The sequence below is a fragment of the Streptomyces sp. NPDC003379 genome (assembly GCF_053589195.1).
On the sequence record NZ_JBSFRK010000012.1, the window covers coordinates 134,606 to 159,494 of the forward strand.

Consider the following 24,889-nt stretch of genomic DNA (forward strand, 5'->3'; position numbering starts at 1 on the left):
ACCCCCATAGCCTGCGGCGATGACAAGGGTCCTGGTCGTGGACGACGACTTCATGGTCGCCAAACTGCACAGCCGGTACGTCGCCGCGGTGGACGGATTCGCCGTGGCCGGCGTCGCGCACAGCGGCGCGGAAGCGCTCGGTGCGGCGGAGCGGCTCCGCCCCGACCTCGTACTCCTCGACGTCTATCTGCCCGACATGGACGGCATCGCGGTGCTCCGGGAGCTGCGGGCCGCCGAGGAGCGCGACCCGGGGCGGCAGCCGGTGGACGCCCTGTTCATCACGGCCGCGCGGGACGCGGAGATCGTACGGGCGGCGCTGCGGGCGGGCGCCCTGCACTATCTGATCAAACCGTTCAACCAGGCGGCACTGCGGGAGCAGTTGCGGCACGTGGCGGCGTTGCGGGCGCGGCTCGACGGGCTCGCAGAGGCCCGCCAGGAGGACGTCGACCACATCTTCGGCCCGCGCCCGCCCGGCTCACGGGAGCTGCCGAAGGGGCTCGCGGCCCACACCGCGGAGCTGGTGGAGCAGACCCTGCGGGGACACCCCGGCGGCCTCTCCGCCTCGGAGTGCGCGGGGTCGGGCGCCCTGTCGCGCGTGAGCGCCCGCCGCTACCTGGAGTTCTTCGTGGACACGGGCCGCGCCGAGGTGACGCTCCGCTATGGGGGGACGGGGCGGCCCGAGCGGCGGTACCGGTGGGTGGGGTGAGCCGTGGGGTGAGCGTGAGGGCGGTGAAACGGGCATCACGGGCACGACCTGAGCGGAGGCTGAGCCCTCCCTTAACGCGGCCATAAGGATCTCCGTCCCGGGCCGTCGGCAAGGGATTTCACGGATTTCACGGGCTAGCTTTCCCGGCGTCCCCCTGTGAACCGTCGTTGAGGAGAACCACCCATGCCCGCTCGCCGCAAGGTCACCGTGATCGCCGCCGTCGGCGTCGCCCCGCTCGCCCTGACCGCCCTGTCGGTGACGCCCGCCGCGGCGCACGGCTCGATGACGGACCCGGTCAGCCGGGTCTCCGCCTGTTTTCAGGAGGGCCCGGAGTCCCCGAAGTCCGCCGCCTGCAAGGCCGCCGTCGCCGCGAGTGGCACGCAGGCCCTCTACGACTGGAACGGCGTGAACATCGCCAACGCCGCCGGGAAGTCGAAGGAGATCATCCCCGACGGCAAGCTGTGCAGCGCGGGCAACGACAAGTACAAGGGCCTCGACCTGCCGCGCGCCGACTGGCCCTCCAGCAAGCTGTCCGCCGGGAAGCACACCTTCCGCTACAAGGCCACCGCCCCGCACCGGGGCTCCTTCGAGCTGTACGTCACCAAGGATTCGTACGACCCGACGAAGCCCCTGAAGTGGTCGGACCTGGAGAAGAAGCCCTTCGTCAAGGTCACCGACCCGAAGCTGCGGAACGGCGACTACGTCTTCGACGGGAAGATCCCGGCCAAGTCGGGCCGCCACCTGATCTACTCGGTCTGGCAGCGCTCGGACTCCCCCGAGGCCTTCTACACCTGCTCCGACGTCGTCTTCGGCAAGGACAGCGGCGGCTCCGGTTCCGCCCCGGCCCCGGCCGCGTCCGCCCCCTCCGACGAGGAGATCGCGGCGGGCGCCGAGAAGTCGACGGTCGAACACCACGGGCACGGGGACGCCGACGCCAGTACGGGCGCGAAGGCCACGGAGGCCGCTCCGGCCGCTGATTCCGGTTCCGGCTCCGGCGATGCGCCTTCCGGCAATGAGCCCGAGGTGAACGGCGGCGCCGAGAAGCCCGTCACCACCGCGAACGACGACCTCGCCGAGACCGGCGGCTCCAGCTCCACCTCGTACATCGCGATCGGCGGAGCCGCGGCCCTCGCCGTCGGCGCCGCGGCGATCTTCGCCACGACCCGCCGCCGTGCGGCCGGACGTCACGGTCGCTGAAGCGGCTGGACCAGTATCAGGAGAGACACGTGGTCGGCGTCGCGTTCTTCGGATCCAGCGCGTTCGCCACCTCGTGGTGGGCAAGACGGTCCAGGACGCCGATCGCCACGTGCTCGGACACGTTGACGCGGCACAGGTCCTGAAGGGTGACGTTGCGTACGCCGGGGCCGTCGAGGAACTGGCTGCGGTACGGCGTGACCACCTCGTCGTACTTGGTGGCGATGACGGTGTAGCGCACGCCCGGCACAGTGTCGCCGCCCGCGTTGAGCTTGGTCAGGAACGGTGACCCGGCCACCTGGTCGGCGAGGCTCGGCGTCTTCGTGGTCAGCAGGTCCTCGATGCCCGGGAAGTACGGCAGCAGCCTGGTGAGGCCGAGCAGGGTGGTGCCGTGGTTGTCGGGCGCGAGGCCGATGAGGGCGTTCACCTTGTCGGCGCCGCCGAGGAACTTGAGGTAGTGGCGGGGCATCATGCCGCCCTGCGAGTGGCCGACGAGGTCCGCCTCGTCGGCGCCCGTCGAGGCGAGCACCTTGTCGACGAAGCCGTCGAGCTGCTCGGCCGACTTGTCGATGGGGCCGAGCCCGTGGACGAACGGCACGTCCTTCAACTGGCCGTAGTCCAGGGAGTAGACGCAGTAGCCGCGCGCGACCAGATAGGGCGCGAGGACGAGCCAGTTGTCGATGGAGTTCCCGAACGTGCCGTGCACGAGGACGACCGGGCGGGGGTGGGCGGTGGAGGGCTCGCAGGTGTAGTCGTTCCAGCCGCGGGACGTGGCGGATTCCGTCTGAGCGGTGGTGGCAGTGGTGGCGGCGGTGGCGGTGGCAGCGGGGGTGAGGGTGACCGCGCCCGTGAGGAGCAGGGCGGCGGCGAGCGCGCGCAGCGCTCGTCTCCAGGGCAGCATCCGGTGATCTCCTTGCGGTTCAAGGGAGTGGAGAGGGGTAATGTACGCCCTGTGATCCAGATCACAGGATGCCGTGCTCACGTCAAAATACGCGCCGGTGGATGAAGACAGAAGCTGCGCGTCGCACCAACTTCCAGTGATTACTGGCAGAGTTTTCGGTCCTCTTGGTCCCGGGGCATCCCGCAGTCCCGCCGTCCCGCCGTCCCGCCGCCTCGCCGTCCCTCACCGTCGCGGCGCCGCGAGCCCCATCTCGTACGCGATGATGACCAGTTGGACCCGGTCCCTGGCGTCGAGCTTGGTGAACAGCCGCGCCACGTGCGCCTTGACCGTCGCCACCGTGATGAACAGCTCGGCGGCGATCTCGCTGTTGGACAGGCCGCGCCCGACCAGGATGAGGACCTCGCGCTCGCGATCGGTGACGCCGTCCGGCGGGCGCGGCGGAGACGGCAGGATCGGCGGGGTCGGCTCCGGGCGGGCGGCGAACTCCGCGATCAGGCGCCGCGTCACGCTCGGCGCGATCAGCCCGTCGCCGGCGGCGACCACCCGGATGGCCGCGAGGATGTCGTCCAGGGCCATGTCCTTGACGAGGAACCCGCTCGCGCCCGCCCGCAGCGCGCCGTAGACGTACTCGTCGTCGTCGAAGGTGGTCAGGACGAGGACGCGCGCGCCCTCCGCGTCCGCCTTGATCAGGCGGGTGGCCTCGATGCCGTCCATGCCCGGCATGCGGATGTCCATGACGACGACGTCGGGGCGTACGTCCCTGGCCAGCCGGACCGCTTCGGCGCCCGTGCCCGCCTCCCCCACGACCTCGATGTCCGCGGTGTCGGCCATCAGCACGCGCAGGCCCGCGCGTACCAGCGGCTGGTCGTCGGCGAGGACCACGCGGACGGTCCCTGCGCTCATCGGGCGTCCTCCGCCGGCACGGGCAGCCGGGCCACGACCCGGAAGCCGCCCTCGGGGCGCGGTCCCGCGGTGAAGTCGCCGTGCAGCAGGCTTACGCGCTCGCGCATGCCGACGATGCCGTATCCGCCACCGGCGGGCAGCCCGCCCTGTCCGTCGTCGACGACCTCGACCGTCACGTCGTCGTCGCCGTGTCCGACGCTCACCCGGCATGTGCCGGTGCCCGCGTGGCGTACGACGTTGGTGAGCGCCTCTTGCAGGACGCGGAACGCGGCCAGGTCGATGTCGGCGGGCAGCGGCCGCGGCTCGCCGTGCCGGAGGACCTGGGCGCGGACCCCGGCGTCCAGCGTCGACGCGACGAGGCGGTCGAGGTCGGCGAGGCCGGGCGCGGGCTCCAGGGGCGCTGGGAGGTGCCCGGCCTGCGTGTCGTCGTGCCCCGTCGTGGGCCTCCGCAGCGCGACGAGCGTCCTGCGCAGGCCCGCGAGGGTCTCCCTGCTGGTGGCCTCGATGGTGGTGAGCGCGTTGCGGGCCTCGGCGGGCTGGGTGTCGATGACGCGGCTGCCCACGCCCGCCTGGATGGCGATGACGCCGATGCTGTGCGCGATCATGTCGTGCAGCTCCCGGGCGATGCGCAGCCGTTCGGCGGTCACCGCCTGTTCGGCGGCCCGCGCGCTCAACGCCTCCGCGTGCGCGCGGCGTTCCCGTACGGAGTCGCCCGCGAGCCAGGCGGCGGACGTCGCGAGGGCGAGGAACGCGGAGAGCTGGACGGCCCGTCCCGGGGTCTGCCCGAAGGAGGACAGATGGGTGCCGAGCTGCGCGCCGAACGCCAGGCCGGCCGCCACCACCGAGGTGCGGCGCGGCCGTATCGCGGCGATGTAGCCGACGGCGAGGTCGCCGAGCACGACCTGGAAGTACGCGATCTCCGGATTCTGCATCTGCGTACGCGCGGCGGCCCACCCGACGAGCAGCAGCGCGAGCGCGGACAGCGGCCTGGTCCGCAGAAGCGCGCCGAGCAGCGCGGTGAGGACGATCAGCGGGACGACGGTGAGCGCGCTGAAGCCACTGCGCCCGTCGAGCATCGCGAAGTACAGAGCGAAGGGGTAACCGACCGCGGCCGCCCAGGCCACCGGCACGAGCCACGCGCCCGACAGCCGCCACCGGGCCACGGAGAGCAGCGAGGCCGTTGGTCTCGGCGGGGCGGTTCGCGGCTTCGGCGAGAGCACCGCATCACGCGAAGCCACCGAGCCCGGCGGCGCGACCTGCGGCTTCGGCGAGTGCATCGGACCGGGCGAAGCCGCCGATCCCGGCGACGCGGTCCGCGGCCTCGGCAAGGCCGCCGAGCCGGACAAGGTGCCCGCGGAAGGCAAGGCCCACGTGGCCGCCGCGTCCTCCGCGTCCGGTGGACCGGGGGGAGTCGGTGGGCGGGGAGCGTCCGGCGTCGCGTGCATTTCCCGATCGTAAGCGCGCCGTCCCGCCCTGGCATGGGCCCCGAGACGTACGCCCACAGGCTACCCGCCCCCGCGCGGATGTGGTCGCCGGGCCGATGACCCGGCCGGGCCGTCCGCGACACCGTGGAGCGCGTGATCGAAATTGACGAACTGACCAAACGCTACGGCGCCGCCACCGCGGTGAACGGCCTGAGTTTCACGGTGCGTCCAGGGCGGGTGACCGGGTTTCTCGGGCCGAACGGCGCGGGCAAGACCACCACGTTGCGGATGCTCCTCGGCCTCGTCGAGCCCACCGGCGGAAGCGCCACCATCGAGGGGCGGCCGTTCCGTGACCGCCCGCGCGGGCTGCGTCACGTCGGCGCCCTGCTCGACGCGGGCGACGTGCACGGCGGACGCAGCGCCCTGGCCCACCTCGCCGCGCTCGCCCGCAGCAACGGCATCGCACGCCGCCGGGTCGAGGAAGCTCTCGGCGAGGTGGGCCTCACGGAGGTCGCGCGGCGGCGCGTGTCCGGCTACTCGCTCGGCATGAAGCAGCGGCTCGGCATCGCCGCCGCGCTGCTGGGCGACCCTCCGGTGCTCCTCTTCGACGAGCCGCTCAACGGCCTCGACCCGGAGGGCGTGTTGTGGGTGCGGGGTCTTTTTCGGCGCCTCGCCGCTGAGGGCCGTACGGTCTTCGTCTCCAGTCACCAGATGAGCGAGATGGAGAGCACCGCCGAGCAGCTGATCGTGATCGGCCGGGGCGAGCTGATCGCCGCGGAGAGCGTGGCGCGGTTCGCGGCCCGCTCCACCCGGCCGGGCGTGACCGTGCGGACACCCCGCGCCGCCGAACTCACCACCGTCCTGACCGCCGAGGGCGCCGCGGTCCAGCAGGACGGCCACGGACTGCTCTCGGTCAGCGGCCTGCCCCCGGCCCGCGTCGGCGAACTGGCCTGCGCCCACCGGCTCCCCCTGCACGAACTCAGCACCGCGGGCCCGTCCTTGGAGGCGGCGTTCATGGAACTGACCGCCGACCACCTCGACCACCACGCCGGAGAGACCCGATGAGTACGCAGACGAATACGCCTGAGCGGATCCGCTTTGCCGATCTCCTCGCCGCCGAGTGGATCAAACTCCGGTCGCTGCGCTCGACGTACTGGGTGCTCGGCGGCGGCGCCCTCGTCGTCATCGGCATCAACGCCAACTCCGCCTGGTCCAACGCCCGCCGGCTCGCGGACATGCCGCCGCCCCCGGCCGACCTCGAACCCCATTTCGGGTTCGACCCACTGCACACCGCCTTCGTCGAACCGGCCTGGCAGCTCTTCATGGTCCTCGCGGCCACGGTGGGCGCGCTCTCGGTCATCGGCGAGTACACCAGCGGCCTGATCCGTACGACGTTCACGGCCGTGCCGGACCGCCGGGCGGTGGTCGCGGCGAAGATCGCCGTGGTCACGGCGGTGCTGTGCGGGCTCGGCGCGGTCGTCGCGGGGGTGTCGTTCGGCGTGACGCAGGCGCTGCTGCGGGAGGAGGGCGGCCTGTCCATCGGCGACGACGGGGCGCTGCGGGCCGTCGTGGCCTCGGCGCTGCTCGCGCCGGTGTGCGCGCTGGTCGGCATGGCGCTGGGGGCGGCCGTCCGGCATGCCGCGGGCAGCATCGTCGCCGTAGTGGGCACGCTGCTGCTGCTTCCGGCGCTCTTCCAGGGCGACACGTACCGGTGGGTCAAGGAGATCGGCAACGCGATGCCGCTCACCGCGTGGGGCCGCCTCGCGGAGAACCCGGCGATGCCCGGTCTCCCGGAGAAGTACCCGGTGACGCCCGCCGAGGCGTGGACGGTCTTCGCCGCGTGGCCGCTGGTCGCGGTGGTGGTGGCGGTCGTCGTGGTGCGCCGCAGGGATGTGTGAGGTCAGGAAGGTATGGGGGTTACGCCGCCAGCGTCCCCGGCACGATCGCCCCGGGCCCGAACTTCTCCCGCGCCCGGTCGGCCACCTCCTCGATGCGGCGCGCCTTCTCGTCCGCCGGGTCGAACGTCAGCTGGTGCGTGGCGTGTTCGGCCGGCGCGAGCCCCTCGGCGCGCAGGGCGACGGCGCGCACCCGGGCGCGCTGGAGGCCGAGCGCTTCGTACATGCGGTACGCGGCCGTGGTCAGCGCGGTGGAGTGCGCGGTCGGCTCGGGCAGGGACCGGGTCCGGACGGTCGTACTCCGGTCCGCGTACCGCACGGTGAGGGTCAGCGCGCGGCACACCTGGTCCTCGCCGCGCATCCTGACGCCCAGCTCCTCGGCGCCGGACAGGAGGGCGCGGCGGTGCCGGAAGGGGTCCAGCTCGTCGCGGGGGAAGGGGCGTTCGACGGCGAGGGAGCGCGCGGCGGAGTTCGGCACGACCCGGGCGCGGTCGACGCCCCGCGCCTTCTCCCGCAGCTCGCGGCCCGCGCGGGCGCCGACGAGCCGCTGCAGGGTGGACAGGGGCGCGGCGGCGACCTTCCCGAGGGAGTCGAGGCCGTACTCGCAGAGGGTACGGGCGGTCGCGCGGCCGATGCCGGGCAGTTCACCGACCGGCCGGTCGGCGAGGAACTCCCGTACGCCATCCGCCCCTTCGGGCACGGCACGCGTCACGCCCGGGACGGCTCCGCGGGCGGCCATCCGCGCCAGCATCGGGCCGGGCCCGGCGCCGATCGCGCACTCCACGCCGTACAGCGCGAGCGCCCGCACCCGGATCAGCGCGGCCAGCTCGACGGCGCTCCGCCCGAAGTACCGCCGCGCGCCGCGTACGTCCACGAGCGCGGCGTCGGGCGGCAGCGCCTCGACCAGCGGGGTGAACTCACCGAGCAGAGCGACGAGTTGCGGGAGGACGGCCTCGTACATGGGTGTCAGCAGAAAGCGTACGTAGAGGGTGTTCACCTCATTGCTCACCTCATTGCTCATCCCGCGCTCCCCGGACTCTGGTGCCACAACTTCCTGCCGCCGCCCGCGGCGCCCTCGCCCGCCGGGCGGAGATCCGCCCAGGGGTGCATCTCGTACCCCGTGGACATGCGGATGCGCCGCCCGCCCGCCACGGGGTCCGTGGCCGGACCCGGCTCGGACTCAGGTGCAGGCTCAGACGCAAACTCCGGCTCCGGCTCCGCCAAGCGCAGCGCCACCGCGTCGAGACCGCCCTCCTTGCGCACCTCCACCAGCTCCGCGAGGTTCCACGCCGCCGCGCCGACCACGCTGAAGCTGCGCGGCCCGCGGCGCTGCACCACGCCGCGCACCAGCAGCAGCCAGGAGTGGAAGACGGTGTGCGCGCACCGCTCGTGCGCGTCGTCGAAGAAGGCCAGGTCGACCAGGCCCGTACCGTCGTCGAGGGTCGTGAAGATGACCCGCTTGCCGGAGCGGATCGGCGGGGTCTGCGTGGCGGCCTTGGCGCCCGCGACCAGGACGGTCGCGCCGTGCTCGGCCTCCCGCAGCCGCCGGGCGCTGAGCGCGCCCAGCTCCGCGAGGAAGTCGGCGTGGTCGCCCATGAGGTGGCGCGAGGAGTCCATGCCGAGGACGCCCAGCTCGGCGCTGAGCCGCTCGGCGTCGTCGAGGTCGGGCAGCCCGGCGGACGCCGTCTTCCGCCCGCCCGCCAGGGGGAGCTGTCCCCCTGCTGCGCCCCGGGTGCCGCGCCGCAGCTCGGTCAGGTGCAGTTGCAGGTCGCGGCGGTTGGCGCCGAACGCGTCGAGCGCGCCGACCTGCGCGAGCCGCTGGGCGACCGGTTTGGAGGGCCTGGCCCGTTCCCAGAAGTCGACGAGGGAGGCGTACGGCTGTCCGTCCGCGATCCGCGCGGCTTCCGCCTCGCTGATGCCGTGCACGTCACAGAGGGCGAGCCGCAGACCCCACACCGGCCGCGGCTCGGACACCAGTTCGATACGGTGGGCGACCGCCGACCGGTTCACGTCCAGCGGAAGGATCGGCACCCCCCGCCGCCGCGCGTCCGCGAGCAGCAGCCGCTTCGGGTACATGCCGGGGTCGTGGGTGAGCAACCCGGCGTAGAACGCGGCCGGGTGGTGGACCTTCAGCCACGCCGACTGGTACGTCGGTACGGCGAAGGCCACGGCGTGCGCCTTGCAGAAGCCGTACGACCCGAAGGCCTCGATGATCTCCCAGGTGCGGGCGATCGTCCCGGCGTCGTACCCCTTGGCCGCCGCGTGCTGCGCGAACCAGAACCGGATGCGGCCCTGCGACTCGGGGTCGGAGAGCCCGCGCCGCACCCGGTCCGCCTCGTCGCGCCCGCAGCCGGTCATGATGTCCACGATCTGGATGATCTGCTCGTGGAAGACGACGACTCCGTACGTCTCCTTCAGCGGCTCCGCGAGGTCCGGGTGCGGGAAGCGCACGGGCGCGCGGCCGTGCCTGGCCTCGATGAAGGGCCGCACCATGTCGGCGGCGACCGGCCCCGGACGGAACAGGGAGATGTCCACCACGAGGTCGTGGAAGGTCGAGGGCTGGAGCCGCCCGACCAGGTCGCGCTGGCCCGGCGACTCGATCTGGAAACAGCCGAGCGTCTCGGCGGACTTGATGAGCCGGTACGTCGCCGGGTCGCCCGGCGGCACCGCGTCCAGGTCGACCCGCTCCCCCGTGGCCCGCGCGACCTCCGTCACCGCGTGCGCCATCGCCGACTGCATCCGCACGCCGAGCACGTCCAGTTTGAGCAGGCCGAGGTCCTCGACGTCCTCCTTGTCGAACTGCGACATGGGCAGGCCCTCGCCGCTGGTGGGCACGACGGGCGTGCGCGCGAGCAGCGAGGAGTCGGAGAGCAGCACCCCGCACGGGTGCATGGCGACGCCGCGCGGCAGCGCGTCCAGCGCCTCGACCAGTTCCCACAGACGGTCGCGGCCGCCCAGCTCCTCGGCCACCGCCCGCAGTTCCGGCAGCTCCTCCATCGCCGCGCGGGCGTCGCGCGCGCGGATGTGCGGGAAGGCCTTGGCGATCTTGTCGATCTCGGCCGGGTCCATGGACAGGGCCGCCCCGACGTCGCGTACGGCGTGTCGTACGCGGTAGGTCTCGGGCATGGCGACCGTGGCGACGCGCTCGGTGCCGAAGCGGTCGATGATCGCGCGGTAGACCTCCAGGCGGCGGGCCGACTCGACGTCGATGTCGATGTCCGGGAGCACGTGCCGCCGCTTGGACAGGAACCGCTCCATGAGCAGCCCGTGCTCGACGGGGTCGGCGTGCGCGATGCCGATGAGGTGGTTGACGAGGGAGCCGGCGCCGGAGCCGCGCGCCGCGACCCGGACGCCCAGGTCGCGTACGTCGTCGACGACCTGGGCGACGGTCAGGAAGTAGGAGGCGAAGCCGTGGTGGGCGATGATGTCCAGCTCGTGGTGCATCCGCTCCCAGTACGCACGCCGGGAGTCGTAGCCGCGCAGCACCATGCCCGCCGCCGCCCGCGAGGCGAGGACGCGCTGCGCGGTGCGCCGTCCGGCGCCGACCAGGCGCGGCTCGGGGAAGTGCACGGAGCCGATGCCGAGGTCGTCCTCGGGGTCGACCAGGCACGCGGCGGCGGCCGCCCGGGTCTGTTCGATCAGGCGGTGCGCGGTGTCGCGGCGGAAGCCCGCGGCCTCGACGATCCGCTCGGCGGCGCGCAGCATGGCGTCCGCGTCCTTCAGCCACCGTTCGCCGCTGTCCAGCTCCTTGGTCGGGTCGACGGGGACGAGGCGGCGCGCGGCGTCCAGGACGTCGGCGACGGGGCCCTGCCCGGCGTCGGCGTAGCGCACGGCGTTGCTCAGGACGGGTCGTACGCCCTGCTCGGCGGCGAAGCCGACGGTGCGCGCGGCCAGCCGGAGCGAGCCGGGTCCGGTGCCTTTGCGGCCGTGCCAGACGGACTCCAGGCGCAGGTCGTCGCCGTACCGCTCGCGCCAGGGCGCCAGGAGGCGTGCGGCCCGGTCGGGGCGCCCGGCGGCGAGCGCGCGCCCCACGTCGGAGGCGGGGCCGAGCAGCACGGTCAGGCCCTCGCCGTGGTTCTCCTCCCACGGCAGGACGGGCTGCCCGTCAGCGGCGCGGTGCGCGGCGGTGACCAGACGGCAGAGCGTGGCCCAGCCGGTGGCGCCGCCCCGGGCGAGGTAGGTCACGCGCGGGGTCGACTCGTCGATGAAGGCACCGCCGCGCACAGGGGCCCGGCGCCGCTCACCCCTGGCCGGGGCGGGCTCCCCCACCGCCAGCTCGGCGCCGAAGAGCGGCCGTACCCCCGCCTTCGCGCAGGCCTTGGCGAACCGGACGGTGCCCGCGAGGGTGTCCCGGTCGGTGAGCGCGAGGGCGTCCATGCCCCGCTCGGCGGCGCGCTCGGCGAGCCGCTCCGGGTGCGAGGCGCCGTACCGCAGGGAGAACCCGGAAGCGGTGTGCAGATGCGTGAAGCCGGGCACACGCACCTCCTGTAACCCTGAACCGATCCGATCTCGTATCCCCCGCCTCCACCATAGACCAAGTTTCGAACGCATGTACGACACGCGTACGGAGCCCACCCCTGTAGACCCCTCAGGTCGCCCGTTCGGCCCGTCCCACCTGCGGAAACGACCGGCACCCCGGAGCGTGGGGGCATGAGGTTCGCCGACGAATTGAAGAGCGCCGTCACCCCGCGAGCAGCCCTGCTCGTCATCGGCGTACTCGCCCTGCAGCTGCTGTTCATCGCCTCCTACGTAGGCGCGCTGCACGATCCGAAACCGAAGGACGTGGCCTTCGGAGTGGTCGCCCCCGGCCCCGCCGCCCAGCAGACCGCCGACCGGCTGAAGAAGCTCCCCGGTGAACCGCTGGACCCCCGCGTCCTCAAGGACGAGGCCACCGCCCGCCGCCAGATCATGAACCGGGACATCGACGGCGCCCTGCTCGTCGATCCGCGCGGCACGACCGACACCCTGCTGGTCGCCTCCGGTGGCGGCACCGCCCTCTCCAGGGCCCTCACCACGCTCGCCACCGAAGTCGACGCGGCCGAGAAGCGCACGGTGAAGACCGTCGACGTGGCCCCGGCCTCGCGCCACGACTTCAACGGGCTCTCGTCCTTCTACCTGGTCGTCGGCTGGTGCGTCGGCGGCTATCTGTGCGCGTCGATCCTGGCGATCAGCGCGGGCTCCCGGGCCGCCAACCTGCCGCGCGCGGTCATCAGGCTCGCCACCATGGCGCTCTACTCGATCGTCGGCGGGCTCGGCGGCGCGGTCATCATCGGGCCGATCCTCGGCGCCCTGCCCGGCAGCGTCATGGGCCTGTGGGGCCTGGGCGCGCTGGTCGTCTTCGGGGTCGGCGCGATCACACTCGCCCTCCAGGCGCTCACCGGCATCGTGGGCATCGGCCTGGCCGTCCTCATCGTGGTCATCGGGGGCAACCCGAGCGCGGGCGGCGCCTTCCCGCTGCCGATGCTGCCGGACTTCTGGAAGGCGATCGGGCCCTGGCTGCAGCCCGGCGCGGGCACCTGGGTGGCGCGCTCCATCGCGTACTTCGAGGGGAACGCGATCACCGGACCGCTCCTCGTCCTGGCCGCCTGGGCGCTCGTCGGCACCGTCGTCACCCTCGCCCTGTCCGCCCGGCGGCGCGAGACACCCCACAGCTCGATCGACCTCAGCGGCACGAACTACGGCAGGGGCCTCGGCGCCCGCTGAGCGCCTCGCCGAACGCAGAGCCCCGCCCCCGCGTCTTTCGCGGGGGCGGGGCGCGATGCGTCCGGCAGACTCGGCCTCAGCAGACTGGCCTCAGCAGCCTCAGCCTCAGCCTCAGCCGATTTCCGCGCCGTAGGCGCTCAGCGCCTCCGGCACCGGCTGGAAGAACGTCTCGCCGCCGGAGGAGCAGTCACCGCTGCCACCCGAGGTGAGACCCAGCGCGGTGTCACCCGCGAAGAGCGCGCCACCGCTGTCGCCGGGTTCGGCGCAGACCGTGGTCTGGATCAGACCCTCGACCGTCCCCTCCTGGTAGTTCACCGAGGCGTCGAGCGCGGTGACCACACCGTCGTGGACCTGGGTGGTGCTGCCGCTGCGCGTCACCTTCTGCCCGACCGTGGCGTCCCCGGCCTTGGTGATCGCCTGGGCGCCGCCGTCGTAGAGGTTCACCTCGCTCGGGTGCGGGATGTCGGCCGTGTACTTCACGAGGGCGTAGTCGTCGCCCGGGAAGCTCGACGCCTCCGTGGCGCCGATCTCCTGGCCGCCCTGCGAGTCGGACCAGCTCTTGACCGCGTTGCCGCAGTGGCCCGCCGTCAGGAAGTACGGCTCGCCGCCCTTGACGACGTTGAAGCCGAGCGAGCAGCGCGAGCCGCCGCCCCAGATCGCGTCGCCGCCGGCGATGAGGGCCTTGAACTCTCCCTTGCTGTGCTTGAGTTCGGCCTTGCCGCCGAGGCTCTTCACGACGGATTCGACCTTGTCGAGCTTCGCGCCCTTGACCGTGCGGTCCGCCGTGACGACGACCTTGTTGGTGGCCGGGTCCATCGCCCATGAGGTGCCGGGCACGGCCGCCTTGTCGTCCAGCGTGGCGCGGGCGCTCTTCAGCTCCGCGAGGGAGTTCTCGACGATTCTGGCCTTGCCGCCCGCCGACTCGACGGCGTCCGCCGCGCTCTCGTTCAGCACGTTCACGACGAGGGTCCTGGCCTCGGCGTCGTAGTACGTGCCCGCGGCGTCCGCGCCGAGGTCCTCGCCCAGGGACGAAGCGAGCTTTCCGGCCTTGGCCACCGAGAGGGTGTCGGGTGTGGGTGAGGGCGAGCTCTCGCTCGCGTTCGCACTCTGGAAGGTGATGCCCGTGGCGACCAGCGCGGCGATGCCCGCGCCTGCCACGGCGGCACGCCGCTTGGGTATGCGTCGGTGCTTCAAAACTCACGACCTCCTGTGGGGGGAACGACCCGGTCGCAGTGGGGTTCTGACGGGTCGTAAGGTGGTGCGCGGCACGGAGTGGACACACTGGGGCTGCGGCGTTCACCGCGCCGAGGTGACCGCGTCCATGCCAATTTACTTGTCCACTATCCCGACGCCTTGCGGTCGCACACAAGGTCGACTTCAGGACGCGCACGCGGAAACGCCTGTGCGCCCCCTGGTCATCGCGAGCCCCCTGGCACCACGCCGGGTTCCCGTTGCAAACACCGCGCGCTGAGGGGTGGTCGTCAGCCTGTGAGGACTAGTCCTGTCCGGTTCTCGCCCCTTCGGAGGGGGCGGACGGCTGTTGCTGGGGCGGGGGTGACTGCTGTGGCAGGGCCTGCTGGGCCCGCTCCAGGAAGCGGAGCAGCTCCACCGGGAAGGGCAGGACGAGGGTGGAGTTCTTCTCGGCGGCGACGGCCACCACGGTCTGGAGCAGCCGCAGTTGGAGCGCCGCGGGCTCCTCCGACATCTCGTGGGCGGCCTCGGCGAGTTTCTTGGACGCCTGCAGTTCGGCGTCGGCGTTGATGACGCGGGCCCGCCGCTCGCGGTCGGCCTCGGCCTGCCGGGCCATCGACCGCTTCATGGTCTCGGGCAGCGATACGTCCTTGATCTCGACCCGGTCGATCTGCACGCCCCAGCCGATGGCCGGGCTGTCGATCATCAACTCCAGGCCCTGGTTCAGCTTTTCGCGGTTGGAGAGCAGGTCGTCGAGGTCGCTCTTGCCGATGATGGAGCGCAGTGACGTCTGCGCCATCTGCGAGACCGCGAAACGGTAGTCCTCCACCTGCACGACGGCCTCGGCGGCGTCGACGACCTTGAAGTAGATGACCGCGTCGACCCGGACCGTGACGTTGTCGCGCGTGATGCCGTCCTGTGCGGGCACCGGCATCGTCACGATCTGCATGTTGACCTTACGGAGCCGGTCCACGAAAGGCACGATCATGGTGAACCCCGGGCCGCGCACCGCGCGCTGCAGCTTGCCGAGCCGCAGCACCACACCCCGCTCGTACTGCTTGACGACGCGCGCCGCCGCCAGCACATAGACCGCTCCGACAGATCCCGCGGTCACTCCCGCCGCCACCAGCTCCTCGACCATGCCGGCCCCCCAGGGTCCGAAGTGGGCGTGTTGAGCGTCCACTTCGAAGGTAGCTGGCCCCCTGGAAGAGGGCGAGCCCCCGCCCGGAAGCCGGGCGGGGACTCATCCTGCTGTGACTTGCGTACGCGGTCCTCAGTAGACGCTGACGCTGTACGCGCGCAGCGCCTCGGTGACCGGCTGGAAGAAGGTCGTACCGCCGGACGAGCAGTTGCCGCTGCCGCCGGAGGTCAGACCGAGCGCCGTGGTGCCGGAGTACAGCGGGCCGCCGCTGTCGCCGGGCTCGGCGCAGACCGTGGTCCTGATCATGCCGTAGACGACGTCGCCGCCGCCGTAGTTGACGGTCTGGTTCAGCGCGGTGACCCGGCCGCTGTGCGTGCCGGTGGTGGAGCCGCGCCGGGTGACGTTCTGCCCGACGGTGGGGTCGGCGGCGCGCGTGATGTCCTGGCTGCCCACGGTGCCGGACTTCGTGATCGAGTCGTTGGTGTAACGCACGATGCCGTAGTCGTTCGTCGGGAAGCTGGATCCCGACGTGGTGCCGAGCACGGTGGTCCTCGCCGCGTTGGCCCACCACGTCGTCGCGCCGTCGGTGCAGTGACCGGCGGTCAGGAAGTAGTAGGCGCCCGCGCTGTTGCGCACGTTGAAGCCGAGCGAACAGCGCCAGTTGCTCGCGTAGATGGCGTCGCCGCCGGATATGTACTTCTGGAACTTGCCCGGGGTGCGCTGGATCTTCAGCGCGTCCGCGTTGGACCCGGCGGCCGCCTTTATCTCGGCGATCTCGGCCTTGGAGACCGTGCTGTCGGCGGTGACGACGACCTGCTTGGTCTTCGGGTCGACGCCCCAGGCGGTGCCCGCGACATCGGCGTCGAGCACGGCGTCACTGGCCTGTTCGAGCTGCGAGGCGCTGAAGGTCGCCATGCCGTCCTGCGCGCTGGCCGCGGGGACGGCGAGCGCTCCGGCGGCGACGAGCCCGGTGGCCACGGCGAGCAGACGGGTACGTCTCGCCGTACCGGCGTGGGGGATGGTGCGCTTGATCCTCACGTTGTTCCCTCCCGAGGGAAGTCAGTGGGTCCGCGTGGGTTGAGGACCCGTGAGGCGCAGCCAAAGAGCAGGCCCGGATTCCGGATACGCCGTGCCCCTGACAAGCGCTGCTCGGGAGTATTGGGGGGCGAGGACCGGCCGCACAAGGGCTCCTTTCGGCCGTCGACCGGTCGTCGTTCCGTCTCGCCCTGACGCCGCGTCAGCGGTCGATGAGGTTCCGCTCTCCCGCCGCGATCCCCGTGACCAGGGTGTTGCCGGGCGGCGGGAAGGGGCAGATGAAGTGGTCGGCGAAGGCGCACGGGGGCAGCAGCGCGCGGTTGAAGTCGACCGTGGTGCGCCCTTCGGCGTCGGGCGCGGCGGGCCGCAGGAACCGGAAGCGGTAGCTGGACGCGCCGCTGGTGGCATCCGCGAAAACGGCCCAGAGCGAGCCATCGGCCTCGACGCTCACCTGGAGGGTGTGCTCGGTTCCCCCGAGGCGGAAGGAGAGCTCACCGCCGAGGCCGAGGCCGCGCTCCTTGCCGTCCGCGTTGCCGACCGTGACGGTGCGGTCCTCGCCGTACGGCGTGAAGCGTCCGGGCACGGCCCAGCGCGCGTCGTACGAGGTGGCCTCGATGCCCTTGAAGGCGCGGCGCGTGGCGGCGTCCGGGTCGAAGTCGCGTACCGCCCAGAGCCCTTCGCGCCGGATGACGACGAGCCTGCGCTCGCCGTGCGCGACGCGGGCGGCGGCCGGGCCGCTGTCGGCGCCCAGCCGGGCCTCGCCGGTCAGGGGCTGTCCGTCGACGGTCAGACCGTCCTCGGCGCGGGCGGTCAGGGCGACCGCGTCGGGGGTCTCGGCCCACCGTCCCGGGATGTCCGGGATCGAACCATCCGGATGGTCCGCGAGCCAGTGCGTGCCGGTGAGAGCGAGCGGCCCGTAGGGGGCGGCGACCGTCTCGGTGCGCTGTTCGTGCCAGTGCTTCCACTCTCGTACGGCGTCCGCGGCGGCGTTCTCGGAGGCCTCGGCATGCTCGGCGTTCTCGGTGCTCATGGTGGTCAACCCTTCCATACGGGCTCGCGCAGCCCGAGGTGGGAGCGCAGCGTCGCGCCCTCGTATTCCGTGCGGTACGCGCCGCGCTCCTGGAGCAGGGGCACCACCTTCTCGACGAAGTCGTCGAGGCCGCCGGGCGTGAGGTGCGGGACGAGGATGAAGCCGTCGGCGGCGTCGGTGCGTACGAATTCCACCAGCTCCTCGGCGACCGACCGGGGCGTGCCGATGAAGGACTGGCGGGCGGTGGTCTCGATGACGGTCTGACGGATGGAGAGCCCCTTGGCCTCCGACAGGGCCCGCCACTTCGCGGCGACGGCGAGGGGGTCGGCGATCTTCACGCGGCCCTGGGCCAGGTCGGACGTGGGGTCCGGGTCGATGTCGGGCAGCGGCCCGTCCGGGTCGTACGAGGAGAGGTCCACGCCCCACACCTGCTCCAGGGCGAGGATCGCGTTCTGCGGGGAGACCTGCTTGCGGCGGATCTCGGCGGCCTTCTCCTGGGCCTCGGCCGCGGTGTCGCCGAGGACGCAGGTGACCCCGGGCATGATCAACAGGTCGTCGGCGTCCCGCCCGTACTTCGCGAGCCGCCCCTTCACATCGGCGTAGAAGGCGCGGCCCGCCTCCAGTGTGCCGTGCCGGGTGAAGATCACGTCGGCGGCCGACGCGGCGAACTCCCGCCCCTCGGGCGAGTCCCCCGCCTGGATCACGACGGGGTGCCCCTGCGGGGAGCGCGGGACGGTGAACTCGCCCTCGATTCCGAAGTGCTCCCCGTGGTGTACGAAGGGCCGCGGCCGGCCCTGCGGCGTCCAGGAGTCCCACAGCTCACGCGCCGTCGCCAGGAACTCGGCGGCCCGGGTGTACCGGTCGGCCCGGTCGAGGTAGCCGCCGCGCCGGAAGTTCTCGCCCGTGAAGGCGTCCGATGTGGTGACGATGTTCCAGGCCGCGCGGCCCGCGCTGAGGTGGTCGAGCGAGGCGAATCTGCGGGCCAGTTCGAAGGGCTCGTTGAAGGTCGCGTTGACGGTGCCCGCGAGGCCGAGCCGCTCGGTGACGGCGGCGAGCGCGGCCAGGACGGTGAGCGACTCGGGCCTTCCGACGACGTCCAGGTCGTGGATGCGGCCCTTGTGCTCGCGCAGGCGCAGCCCTTCGGCGAGGAAGAAGAAGTCGAACAGGCCGCGCTCGGCCGTGCGGGCCAGGTGCGCGAAGGAGGAGAAGTCGATGTGGGAGCGGGAGTGCGGGTCGGACCAGACGGTGGTGCTGTTGACGCCCGGGAAGTGGGCGGCGAGATGGATCCGCTGGTGTCGCTGTGTCATGACGGCTCCCCCGCGAGCGCGGCGTATCGGTTGGCCGGGCGGGCGAGCCCCAGGTGTTCCCGGAGCGTGCTGCCCGGATAGAAGGTGCGGAACAGGCCGCGGTGCTGGAGCAGCGCGACGGTTCCGTTGACGAGCCGCTCCAGGTCGCGGCGCGGCTCGACGGGCGTGAGGTGGAAGCCGTCGACGGCGCCCGCGCGGTGCCAGTCGGCGATCAGCTCGGCCAGGTCGACGGGCCCGCCCCGGTACGCGGGGCCCTCGGCGGTCGGCAGCGGCCCTCCCCCATGGCCCGGCTCGGCGGCGCACTCGCCGCCGCCGAGGTCGACGACGAGGGCGGCGAGCACCCGCAGCGTGTCCGGGTCGCGCCCGAACCGGGCGGCGAGTCCCCGCAGTTCGGCCCGCGCGGCGTCGGCCTGGAGGGCGGAGGAGGCGCGCACCAGGGCGACGTCCGCATGCCGGGCGGCGGTCTCACGGGCGGGCGGGGCGGTGGCGTCGACGACTCTCACGGGGTGGCCCTGCGGCGGCCGCGGCACGATGGAGGGGCCCCGCACCGAGAAGGCGCTCCCGGCGAAGTCGACGTGGTGCAGCTTGTCCCGGTCGATGAAGCGGCCGCTCGGCACGTCCCGTATCTCCGCGTCGTCCTCCCAGCTGTCCCACAGCCGGGCGGCCACGTCGGCGACCTCGCCGGCCTCGCGCCACAGCTCCTCGCGGGGCGCGGCGTGGCGCCGCCCGAAGAGCCGGGCCTCGGCCTCGGTCGCCGACACGTCGATGGCCCAGCCGGCCCTGCCACGGCTGACCCAGTCGAGCGTGGCCACGGCGGCCTGCACGTGGAACGGTTCGGTGTGCGTGGTCGTGACGGTCGGTACGAGCCCGACGCGGCCGGTGCCGGGCGCGACCCCGGCGGCCACGGCGAGCGCGTCGGGCCCGGACCGGGCGAAGGAGTCGCCGAGCGTCACGAAGTCCAGGGCCCCGCGCTCGGCCAGCCGCGCCAGCTCGGTGTAGGGGGCGGCTCCGTGGACGCCGGGCAGGTCGATGGCGGCGGCGAGGTGGAGGGAGCCGCGGCCGGTGGGTGCGGTGGTCATCGGGCGGAGGGGCCTTTCTCTGGGAACGGGTGCTGGACGGCTTCTGGAGGGCCTGGCGTTCATCGCGCGGCTCCCAGGAGGTCGAGTACGGCACGCGCGGTGGCGTCGTTCTGCCGGAAGGAGGGGCTGTTGGTGCGTGGCCGGGTGAAGGCCCCGGCGCCGCGCGCGTCGGTGTGCGGGCCGAGCGCGAAGCGGCGTGGGTGCGGCACGCCCGCGCGGTCGAGGACGCGTCCGTCGGCGGGGTCGACGGCGAGCAGTCCCGCTCCGGTCGCCGCGGCCCCTTCGGCGTACAGGGCGCGCAGCAGCGGGTCGCGGGTGCGGGCGAGCGTGGGCTGCGGCAGCCGCGCCTCGACGAGGGCGCGGGCCTCGGTGACCCGCCCCGGCAGCGTGGGGCTCTGCGCGCGGAACACGCCGCCCTCGGCGGCCACTTGGAGGCCCGCGCCGAGGAAGCGCACCACGCCTGCGTGCGAGAGGGCGAGCAGCTGCCGCAGCCGGGGCCCCGGTGGCCCGGACGCGAGGGAGCTGAAGAACCCGTGCCACCACGTCCCCATGTCGCCGAGCCGCGTCAGCTGCCCGTAGACGGAGAGGAGTCCGAGGAAGACCGCGAGGTCGGGGCTGTGCTCCGGACCGTGCCGGCGTGCGAGGTCGGCGGCGATGTGGCCGCGCAGGCCGTCCTGGAGCGCTTCGTACGAGGTGTGGCGCACCCCGGCCAGCGGGTGGTCGAGCGCGGTGAGGTCGAGCCGGTCGGCGGGGTCGGGCACGGCGGAGGCGACGAGGGCGTCCAGCTCCGGGCTGCCGGGCGCGCAGACCTCGTACTTCTCGTCGAAGTCCGTCCAGGCGGTGCCGGTGCGCTCGGGGTGCGCGGTGAAGAGGCGGTGGTAGTGGGCGAAGCCGAGCTCCTTCTCGATGAGCGGCCACACGTCCCGCCGGAAGTCGAACCCGCCGGCCCTGGCGAGGAGTCCGTCTATCTCGCCGGGCCCCAAGTAGCGCGGCAGGGGCGGGCGTTCGCCCGTCCAGTCGTAGCCGATCTTGGAGTGGTAGGGGACGCCGCGCCGCGAGCCGACGTACAGCACGGGCTCGCGCCCCGAGGGCAGGTACCGCTCCCCGTCGTACCGTCCGCCGCGCCCCTCGGTGAGCAGCACCATCAGGTCGACGAAGGCGAGCCCGAAGCCGCGCACGATGACGGGTTCGCCGGGGGCGAGCCGCGTGAGATCGGTGTCGGCGGTGAAGTCGGGCGGCAGGTGCTCGAGCCCGTTCCGTTCGGCGTGAGCCGCCAACGCGGCCTGCTCGTCGTCGAGTTCGGCGTCCAGGTGGCCCTGGGCGAGGACGACGGCGTCGGCGGCGAGCGGTGCGTCGACGCCCTCCAGCCACACCTCCTGGCGGCCCGTGCGCTCCCCGGTGACGCGCAGCGCCCTGCGCCGGTGGTGGTGGACGACGGCACCGGGCGGCATCCCGGCCACGGCCTTCTCGTACACCCAGCGCAGATACCGGCTCTGCTCGCGGCGGCTGACGAAGGTGCGTCCGTCCAGCCCCGACCACTCGTCGAGGGAGGGGCCCGGCAGGACGGGCCCCGCGACCTCCACCGTCTCGTCGGTGAACATCGTGACGTCCTTGGCCTGCGAGTTCATCCACAGCAGCGGCGACTGGTCGTGCCGCCAGACGCGGCCGCCGCCCGGCGGGCAGGGGTCTACGAGGTGTACGTCGATCCCCGGACCGCCGTACAGGGAGGGCGCGTTGGCGGCGATGCGCTCCAGGATGCCGGTGCCGCGCGGCCCGGCCCCGACGATCACCAGCGAGTGCCTCACCGGGCACGCTCCGAGCCGCGGGCGTAGTGCCGCTCGACGTAGTACTGGCCGACGCTGAGCACCGAGGTGACCACGACGTACCAGATGGTGGCGACCATGAGCAGCGGGATGACCTGGTAGGTGCGGTGGTAGACGAGCTGCACGGAGTAGAGGAGGTCCTGCACCGCGATGACGCTGACGATCGAGGTGCCCTTGAGCGTGCCGATCAGCATGTTTCCGGCGGACGGCACGATGGACCGCATGGCCTGCGGCAGGACGATCCGCCGCCGGCGGAGCCACCGCCCGAGACCGAGCGCCTGCGCGGCCTCGGTCTGTCCGGGGTCGACGGAGAGGATGCCGCCGCGCACCACTTCGGCGGCGTACGCGGCCTCGTGCAGCGTGAGCCCGATGACGGCGATGGTGACGGGCCCGAGCAGATTCACCGTCGCGACGCCGAACACCTGCGGGTACAGCGCCCCGATGTTGAACCAGAAGAGCAGCTGCACGAGGATCGGCATCGACCTGAAGAACCAGACGTATCCCCAACTCACCGCTCTCAGTACGGGGTTGGCGGAGAGTCGGCCGATGGCGAGCAGCGTGCCGAGCGCCATGACGGCGGCGGTCAGCCAGAGCGTGAGCCCGAGGCCGCGCAGCACGGACGCCGTGGTGAAGTAGTCGGCGACGACGCCCCACTGGAACGCCTCATTGCGCGCGACGGAGTTGACGGCGAGCGCGAGCAGCGCGAGGACGAGCGCGGCGGCCGTCCACTGCCCGACGCGGGGCCGGGTCACGATGCGCGGCGTAAAGGCGGGGATCGCCGACGGTTCTTCGGGAGGAGGGGCGGTCGCGACTTTGGCGACAGTGCCGGAAGAAGACATGCGGAAGGCTCCGTGGATGCGGAAGATCGAACACGGTGGCGCCTTCACACGGAACACGGAACGCGGACCGAGCCCCTCAGCACGATCCGCCTCCGAGATTACGGGGCGGTTCACGCGCGCTGTCAAGGCTGTCCAGGATGTGAGCGTGACGTCTCACGGCAGTTGACGCGGAAACGGATGCCTGTTCCACTTGCCCCATGCATCCGCAGCAGTGGCTGGTCACGCGCTCCCACATCGACTTCGGTCGAGTGTGGTCGGCGTCTTGTTGATGTCCTCCTGAGCCGGCCCCCTGCGCCCCACGCACCACCCGAGCCCGCTCCGCACACGCTGAGCCCGCTCCGCCGCACCCGGGTCGGCCCCCGCGCTCCCAGCGCTTCCACCTCAACGCCCGTGTCAGCGCGCGCCGTTGGCGCCCTCGCCTTCACACGCGAACCTCACCGCTCCGCCGCCTGCCGCGAGCGATGACACCCCTCCCCTCGTACGTCCGCTTCACCCTGCCCTGCCGAGCCCTGCCCTGCCCTGCCCTGCCGAGCTGGAGACCGTCACGCCATGAGCACGCCCCCGCGTCCCCGTCCCGTCGCGCGTTCCCTCCGCATCCCGGCGGCCTTCGCCCTGATCACCGCCGCCACCCTCGCGCTGACCGCCTGCGGCTCCGGCGACCCCGCCGGTACCGCGGGCGGTGCGGCCCCCGCGGGAAAGAACGCCGAGATCCCCACCGCCGACGTGGTCTCCTCGGTCAAGAAGGACGAGGCGGCGGCGGAACTGCTGCCGTCGGCCGTACGGAAGCGGGGCACCCTCCGCGTCGCCGCCTCCGTCGGCGGCACCCCGCCCGGGGCCCTCTATCTGGAGGACGGCAGGACGATCGTCGGCCAGGACATCGACTTCGCCGACGCCGTCGCCAAGGTCCTCGGGCTGGAGCTGAAGAGGGAGGCGGCGAGCTTCGAGGCGATCCTGCCCGCCCTGGGCAGCGGCAAGTACGACGGCCAGGGCTTCGCCGTCCGCGCGGACAGCGAGCTGAAGAAGGTCACCGACTTCGAGCAGCTGTGCGGCCTGAACGTGGCGACCGGCGCGGGCACCACCTTCGAGGTCACGCTGGAGGACAACAAGCACGTCTGCGAGGAGGCGGGCAAGGAGCCGTACAGCGTGAAGACGTACGCCGAGGCGGGCGCCGTCTGGCCCGCCCTGCGGCAGGGTCGCGCCGACGTGGTCATGTCCACCATCAACGGTCTGCGCTACGCCGTGTGGCAGCAGGAGGGCCTGAAGTTCCTGGGCGAGTACCGCCGGCTCGACGTCGGCTTCGCCTTCAAGAAGGGCACGAAGCCGGCGCCGGCGTTCCGGGCGGCGGTGAACCGGCTCATCGAGGACGGGACGTACGACCGCGTCCTGAAGAAGTGGGGCACGCGGGGCTCGGCGATCGACACATCCCGGATCTCCCCGCCGGAGATCAAGGACTGACAGACGTCGTCCAGACGTCACCTACGGCTGTCCAGGCTCCGCAGTCGCGGCAGGAGCAGCACTCGCAGCAGCCGCAGTCACGGTTGCAGTCACAGTTGTTTCAGCAGCTCTCCCGCTTCTTGCGGGACCTGGGGCTCGAACGCGGGCCCGCCTCCGTACCGCCCTGATGTTTCGTCACCTCATGTGCCCCGTGCCCGCAGGACGCGCTCCCGAAGGCACGGTCGACCGACCGGCGCAGCTCATGCGCGAGCAGCATGTGGGCCGGCTTGCCGTCGACGACATGGTCACGGACCTTGCGGTACGCCGCCCGCCCGTCGGCCGCTCGGCCTGAGCCTCCGTCAGAACGGGGATGATGAGTCCGTCGTGGTTGGTGACGACGCGGGCGAACTGCCCGTGGTCACCACGGAGTGCGAGGCAGAGCCCGCACAGGTGCGCCATCCACTGCGCCTTGAGTCCCTCACCGAGGCGATGGCTGCAGGACCTGACGATTCCGGACAGGACGACTTCCCCGAGCGGCCCGAAGCTGATCAACCCCGGCATCGTAGCGAGCACCGTTCACCCGTACGTACCCGCCGTCACCCATACGCCGTCAACCATCATATTTCACTGTCCGTCAGCGAACGCACACAGTACGAGCCTTGAAGTACCGCGCGCGTCGGCGTGCTGACTGTGCACCAGTACCGTCACGAAAACCCCGCGCGGCGACTATCCACTTGGCGCACCATCCGCATCATGGACGAGCATAGGGGTGCGGATGCAGGGAAACCGCTGCGAGAGGAGGCGTCCATGGGATCGGTGCGCAAGGCGAGTGCCTGGCTTGGCCTCGTCGACGACAACAACGACGAGCGTTACTACGACGACGGCTACGAAGACGACCGGGACGAGGGGCCCCGGCCGGAGCCCTGGGTCACCGACCCGCGCGCGCGGGTGGCGGCCGAGAGGGCCGAGGACCAGGAGCGCCGGATCGGGACCGTGACTCCGGACAGCTTCCGGGACGCGCGCCACATCGGGGAACTCTTCCGGGACGGCGTCCCGGTCATCATGAACCTCACGTCCATGGAGCCCACCGACGCCAAGCGCGTGGTCGACTTCGCGGCCGGTCTCACCTTCGGTCTGCGCGGTTCGATCGAGCGCGTGGCGACGCGGGTCTTCCTGCTCACCCCCGCCGACACGCACATCGTCAGCGGCGAGGCCGGCGGCCGCCCGTCGGACGGATTCTTCAACCAGAGTTAGGGGCAAGGCCGCTCACCGCGGCCCGGCCGG

Annotated in this window: 22 protein-coding genes and 1 pseudogene; 8 read left to right on the forward strand and 15 right to left on the reverse strand. The window is 72.4% G+C overall.

The annotated features are described in order from the left end of the window. Positions 1-19: 19 nt before the first annotated feature. On the forward strand, positions 20-706 hold the full coding sequence (locus ACWDVB_RS14010) for a response regulator (protein WP_451516722.1): 687 nt from the start codon (positions 20-22) through the stop codon (positions 704-706). A 183-nt stretch (positions 707-889) separates the two neighbouring features. Continuing rightward, on the forward strand, positions 890-1,903 hold the full coding sequence (locus ACWDVB_RS14015) for a lytic polysaccharide monooxygenase auxiliary activity family 9 protein (protein WP_451516721.1): 1,014 nt from the start codon (positions 890-892) through the stop codon (positions 1,901-1,903). A 16-nt stretch (positions 1,904-1,919) separates the two neighbouring features. On the opposite strand, the gene ACWDVB_RS14020 is transcribed toward ACWDVB_RS14015, so the two are convergent. The 4 genes from ACWDVB_RS14020 to ACWDVB_RS14035 all read right to left on the reverse strand — a co-directional run bounded on the left by ACWDVB_RS14020 (position 1,920) and on the right by ACWDVB_RS14035 (position 5,075). Further along, on the reverse strand, positions 1,920-2,801 hold the full coding sequence (locus ACWDVB_RS14020) for an esterase/lipase family protein (RefSeq protein ID WP_451516720.1): 882 nt from the start codon (positions 2,799-2,801) through the stop codon (positions 1,920-1,922). A gap of 222 nt (positions 2,802-3,023) precedes the next feature. Continuing rightward, positions 3,024-3,704, reverse strand: a complete 681-nt coding sequence (locus ACWDVB_RS14025) for a response regulator (protein WP_451516719.1) — start codon at positions 3,702-3,704, stop codon at positions 3,024-3,026. Further along, on the reverse strand, positions 3,701-4,924 hold the full coding sequence (locus tag ACWDVB_RS14030) for a sensor histidine kinase (protein ID WP_451516718.1): 1,224 nt from the start codon (positions 4,922-4,924) through the stop codon (positions 3,701-3,703). Before ACWDVB_RS14030 ends, ACWDVB_RS14025 begins: the two co-directional genes overlap by 4 nt. A 4-nt stretch (positions 4,925-4,928) precedes the next feature. Next, entirely contained in the window at positions 4,929-5,075 is a 147-nt protein-coding gene (locus tag ACWDVB_RS14035) for a hypothetical protein (RefSeq protein ID WP_451516717.1), read from the reverse strand. A 206-nt stretch (positions 5,076-5,281) separates the two neighbouring features. On the opposite strand from ACWDVB_RS14035, the gene ACWDVB_RS14040 reads away from it, so the two are divergent. Next, positions 5,282-6,193 carry an ABC transporter ATP-binding protein gene (locus ACWDVB_RS14040; RefSeq protein WP_451516716.1) on the forward strand — a complete coding sequence of 304 codons (912 nt, stop codon included), beginning with the start codon at positions 5,282-5,284 and terminating at the stop codon, positions 6,191-6,193. Next, entirely contained in the window at positions 6,190-7,026 is an 837-nt protein-coding gene (locus ACWDVB_RS14045; RefSeq protein ID WP_451516715.1) for an ABC transporter permease, read from the forward strand. Before ACWDVB_RS14040 ends, ACWDVB_RS14045 begins: the two co-directional genes overlap by 4 nt. A gap of 19 nt (positions 7,027-7,045) precedes the next feature. Here ACWDVB_RS14045 and ACWDVB_RS14050 read toward each other — a convergent pair whose 3' ends face one another. Together ACWDVB_RS14050 and ACWDVB_RS14055 are read right to left on the reverse strand one after the other, a co-directional pair. Beyond that, positions 7,046-8,020: a DNA polymerase Y family protein gene (locus tag ACWDVB_RS14050; RefSeq protein ID WP_451516813.1), complete on the reverse strand. Its 975-nt coding sequence runs from the start codon at positions 8,018-8,020 to the stop codon at positions 7,046-7,048. 20 nt (positions 8,021-8,040) lie between these two features. Continuing rightward, positions 8,041-11,499, reverse strand: a complete 3,459-nt coding sequence (locus tag ACWDVB_RS14055; RefSeq protein ID WP_451516714.1) for a DNA polymerase III subunit alpha — start codon at positions 11,497-11,499, stop codon at positions 8,041-8,043. Between the two features lie 174 nt (positions 11,500-11,673). On the opposite strand from ACWDVB_RS14055, the gene ACWDVB_RS14060 reads away from it, so the two are divergent. After that, the gene (locus ACWDVB_RS14060) at positions 11,674-12,726 is read left to right on the forward strand and encodes a DUF3533 domain-containing protein (protein ID WP_451516713.1); all 1,053 of its coding nucleotides are present in this window, start codon (positions 11,674-11,676) and stop codon (positions 12,724-12,726) included. Positions 12,727-12,837: 111 nt separating this feature from the next. On the opposite strand, the gene ACWDVB_RS14065 is transcribed toward ACWDVB_RS14060, so the two are convergent. The 8 genes from ACWDVB_RS14065 to ACWDVB_RS14100 all read right to left on the reverse strand — a co-directional run bounded on the left by ACWDVB_RS14065 (position 12,838) and on the right by ACWDVB_RS14100 (position 22,171). Next, positions 12,838-13,920, reverse strand: coding sequence for a S1 family peptidase (locus tag ACWDVB_RS14065; protein ID WP_451517908.1), 1,083 nt, complete (start codon positions 13,918-13,920; stop codon positions 12,838-12,840). Positions 13,921-14,221: 301 nt separating this feature from the next. Further along, positions 14,222-15,058, reverse strand: a complete 837-nt coding sequence (locus tag ACWDVB_RS14070; RefSeq protein WP_451517913.1) for a slipin family protein — start codon at positions 15,056-15,058, stop codon at positions 14,222-14,224. 132 nt (positions 15,059-15,190) lie between these two features. Further along, positions 15,191-16,096: a S1 family peptidase gene (locus tag ACWDVB_RS14075; protein WP_451517907.1), complete on the reverse strand. Its 906-nt coding sequence runs from the start codon at positions 16,094-16,096 to the stop codon at positions 15,191-15,193. A gap of 199 nt (positions 16,097-16,295) precedes the next feature. Then, a complete protein-coding gene (locus ACWDVB_RS14080) occupies positions 16,296-17,123 on the reverse strand; it encodes a DUF1684 domain-containing protein (RefSeq protein ID WP_451517906.1) in 828 nt (275 codons plus the stop codon). A gap of 5 nt (positions 17,124-17,128) precedes the next feature. Continuing rightward, positions 17,129-18,430: an NtaA/DmoA family FMN-dependent monooxygenase gene (locus ACWDVB_RS14085; RefSeq protein ID WP_451517905.1), complete on the reverse strand. Its 1,302-nt coding sequence runs from the start codon at positions 18,428-18,430 to the stop codon at positions 17,129-17,131. Then, positions 18,427-19,509 carry an LLM class flavin-dependent oxidoreductase gene (locus tag ACWDVB_RS14090; protein ID WP_451517904.1) on the reverse strand — a complete coding sequence of 361 codons (1,083 nt, stop codon included), beginning with the start codon at positions 19,507-19,509 and terminating at the stop codon, positions 18,427-18,429. Before ACWDVB_RS14090 ends, ACWDVB_RS14085 begins: the two co-directional genes overlap by 4 nt. Before the next feature lie 59 nt (positions 19,510-19,568). Beyond that, positions 19,569-21,314 (reverse strand): FAD/NAD(P)-binding protein, encoded by a 1,746-nt coding sequence (locus ACWDVB_RS14095; RefSeq protein ID WP_451517903.1) that lies wholly within the window; start codon positions 21,312-21,314, stop codon positions 19,569-19,571. Continuing rightward, positions 21,311-22,171, reverse strand: coding sequence for an amino acid ABC transporter permease (locus ACWDVB_RS14100; protein ID WP_451517902.1), 861 nt, complete (start codon positions 22,169-22,171; stop codon positions 21,311-21,313). The genes ACWDVB_RS14095 and ACWDVB_RS14100 overlap by 4 nt, the downstream gene beginning before the upstream one ends. A 549-nt stretch (positions 22,172-22,720) precedes the next feature. Between ACWDVB_RS14100 and ACWDVB_RS14105 the strand changes: the two genes are divergently transcribed. Together ACWDVB_RS14105 and ACWDVB_RS14110 are read left to right on the forward strand one after the other, a co-directional pair. Further along, positions 22,721-23,626 carry a transporter substrate-binding domain-containing protein gene (locus tag ACWDVB_RS14105; protein ID WP_451517901.1) on the forward strand — a complete coding sequence of 302 codons (906 nt, stop codon included), beginning with the start codon at positions 22,721-22,723 and terminating at the stop codon, positions 23,624-23,626. A gap of 190 nt (positions 23,627-23,816) precedes the next feature. After that, positions 23,817-23,957, forward strand: coding sequence for a hypothetical protein (locus ACWDVB_RS14110; protein ID WP_451517914.1), 141 nt, complete (start codon positions 23,817-23,819; stop codon positions 23,955-23,957). Here ACWDVB_RS14110 and ACWDVB_RS14115 read toward each other — a convergent pair. Further along, positions 23,921-24,166: pseudogene (locus ACWDVB_RS14115) on the reverse strand (hypothetical protein); the annotation flags it as partial. The gene ACWDVB_RS14110 and the pseudogene ACWDVB_RS14115 overlap by 37 nt on opposite strands. A gap of 246 nt (positions 24,167-24,412) precedes the next feature. On the opposite strand from ACWDVB_RS14115, the gene ACWDVB_RS14120 reads away from it, so the two are divergent. Then, positions 24,413-24,859, forward strand: coding sequence for a cell division protein SepF (locus tag ACWDVB_RS14120; RefSeq protein ID WP_451517900.1), 447 nt, complete (start codon positions 24,413-24,415; stop codon positions 24,857-24,859). Positions 24,860-24,889 lie beyond the last annotated feature (30 nt).

Coding starts and splice junctions, on each gene's coding strand:
- ACWDVB_RS14080 (WP_451517906.1), bottom strand. CDS start 17,123: ATGAGCACCGAGAACGCCGAGCATGCCGAGGCCTCCGAGAACGCCGCC.
- ACWDVB_RS14100 (WP_451517902.1), bottom strand. CDS start 22,171: ATGTCTTCTTCCGGCACTGTCGCCAAAGTCGCGACCGCCCCTCCTCCC.
- ACWDVB_RS14010 (WP_451516722.1), top strand. CDS start 20: ATGACAAGGGTCCTGGTCGTGGACGACGACTTCATGGTCGCCAAACTG.
- ACWDVB_RS14085 (WP_451517905.1), bottom strand. CDS start 18,430: ATGACACAGCGACACCAGCGGATCCATCTCGCCGCCCACTTCCCGGGC.
- ACWDVB_RS14070 (WP_451517913.1), bottom strand. CDS start 15,058: ATGGTCGAGGAGCTGGTGGCGGCGGGAGTGACCGCGGGATCTGTCGGA.
- ACWDVB_RS14045 (WP_451516715.1), top strand. CDS start 6,190: ATGAGTACGCAGACGAATACGCCTGAGCGGATCCGCTTTGCCGATCTC.
- ACWDVB_RS14105 (WP_451517901.1), top strand. CDS start 22,721: ATGAGCACGCCCCCGCGTCCCCGTCCCGTCGCGCGTTCCCTCCGCATC.
- ACWDVB_RS14025 (WP_451516719.1), bottom strand. CDS start 3,704: ATGAGCGCAGGGACCGTCCGCGTGGTCCTCGCCGACGACCAGCCGCTG.
- ACWDVB_RS14090 (WP_451517904.1), bottom strand. CDS start 19,509: ATGACCACCGCACCCACCGGCCGCGGCTCCCTCCACCTCGCCGCCGCC.
- ACWDVB_RS14015 (WP_451516721.1), top strand. CDS start 890: ATGCCCGCTCGCCGCAAGGTCACCGTGATCGCCGCCGTCGGCGTCGCC.
- ACWDVB_RS14020 (WP_451516720.1), bottom strand. CDS start 2,801: ATGCTGCCCTGGAGACGAGCGCTGCGCGCGCTCGCCGCCGCCCTGCTC.
- ACWDVB_RS14120 (WP_451517900.1), top strand. CDS start 24,413: ATGGGATCGGTGCGCAAGGCGAGTGCCTGGCTTGGCCTCGTCGACGAC.
- ACWDVB_RS14060 (WP_451516713.1), top strand. CDS start 11,674: ATGAGGTTCGCCGACGAATTGAAGAGCGCCGTCACCCCGCGAGCAGCC.